The sequence below is a fragment of the Flavobacterium granuli genome, from assembly GCF_900129705.1.
In the GTDB taxonomy this organism is placed as follows: domain Bacteria; phylum Bacteroidota; class Bacteroidia; order Flavobacteriales; family Flavobacteriaceae; genus Flavobacterium; species Flavobacterium granuli.
In genome coordinates this window covers 1-1,581 of sequence record NZ_FQWO01000026.1, presented here as the reverse complement: position 1 = coordinate 1,581, position 1,581 = coordinate 1, and the positions used below count along the sequence as shown (strand labels likewise).

General features: G+C 33.5%; 1 protein-coding gene. It reads left to right on the top strand.

Annotated elements, in window-relative coordinates:
• The first annotated feature begins 248 nt into the window (after positions 1 to 248).
• The gene (locus BUB25_RS16280) at positions 249 to 1,553 is read left to right on the top strand and encodes an IS110 family RNA-guided transposase (protein WP_072946201.1); all 1,305 of its coding nucleotides are present in this window, start codon (positions 249 to 251) and stop codon (positions 1,551 to 1,553) included.
• Positions 1,554 to 1,581 lie beyond the last annotated feature (28 nt).

Sequence of the window (1,581 nt, the reverse complement as noted above, 5' to 3'; positions counted from 1 at the left end):
TTCGAGGTTTAATTTTTTTACAAAAAAAGCAATATAAAATGACGTTAACTTTGTATAAAATCTGAATTAGAATTAGGCAGTGTAACAGTAGCATAACTAGTGTAAATTACCTGAGTTCGAGTTTTGTTTCAAAGTATTATATTAAGTAATATTGGTGAGTTCAATAATGATGAATTTCCCCCATGGTAGTAATATCTTTTCACATAATATACTTTGAGCCTATTTCTATTTCATTAAATCATTAAGCGATGAGTAGTTTAGAAAAAATTATTAAAAATTGTGCTGGCATTGATATTGGAAGTGAAAAAGTATTTGTTTCCATTGAAGGAGAAGATGTAAGAAGTTTTAGAACTTTTACAAGAACTTACAAAGAGCTTGGTTTCTATATGCGAGAGCATGGTATAACTCATGTCGCAATGGAGGCAACTGGGATTTATTGGATAACTCTATACGATATTTTGGAAGCAATGGGCTTTGATGTTTGTTTAGTTAATCCGGCTGACAGTAAAAACTTGCCTGGTAGAAAGACTGATGTACAGGATTGTCAATGGATACAGCAACTATTCAGTTATGGTCTGTTAAGAAAAAGTTTTGTTCCTGAGGATATTGTCCGAAAGTTGAGAGTTTATACTCGTATGCGTGAAGATAAATTGCAAATGGCATCTTCTCATATACTTCATATGCAAAAAGCACTAGTGCAAATGAATATCCGACTTCCAGAAGTTTTGTCACAAACACACGGAGCAAGCGGAATGGCAATGATAGAAGCTATTTTAGAAGGAGAAAGAGATGCTCAGGTTTTATTGAGCTATTGCACAACAGATTTAAGAAAAAGAAAGGCAGCGGATATTCTATTGGCTTTGGAAGGTAATTATAAAGAGGAATACATTTTTGAACTCCAACAAGCATATGATGGCTATCTGTTTTATTTAAACCAAGTCCAACTATGTGATAAAGAGACCGAAAAAATATTGATTGAATTTAAAAAAAAAGCCAATAATGATTATAAAGACGATAATAGAGTAAAACCTATACGGCATAACAAACCAGATATAAAAAACTTGCATGATTTATTGATGGGCATTCATGGCGCAAATCCAACCGTTTTACCAGGCTTGACTGATTATAGTCTTATGCGACTAACGGCAGAACTGGGCAACAATATAGAACAATGGCCAAATGTTAAGGCTTTTGTATCTTGGTTAGGATTAGCCCCCGGAAAGAATCAATCAGGCAAGATGAATAAGAGAAGTAAGAAAAAAGCAATGACACGATCTGGGCAAATATTTAAACAAGCAGCCCAAAGTTTACTAGTCAGCAAACAGCCTGGCTTGGGAGCTTTTGCAAGAAAACTAAAAGCAAGAAGAGGAGCTGCAATAGCTATAAAGGCAACCGCAAGAAAATTAGCGGAACTCTATTACAAAACATTTAGTAATGGAATGCAATATGTAGAGAAGGGAGTTGAAATATATTTACAGAAACAAAAAGAACAACAAATTAAATTTCTAACCAAAAAGGCGATTGAATTAAATATGCAACTAATTGATATTTAACAATATAAATAAAAACGTCAATGGTAGT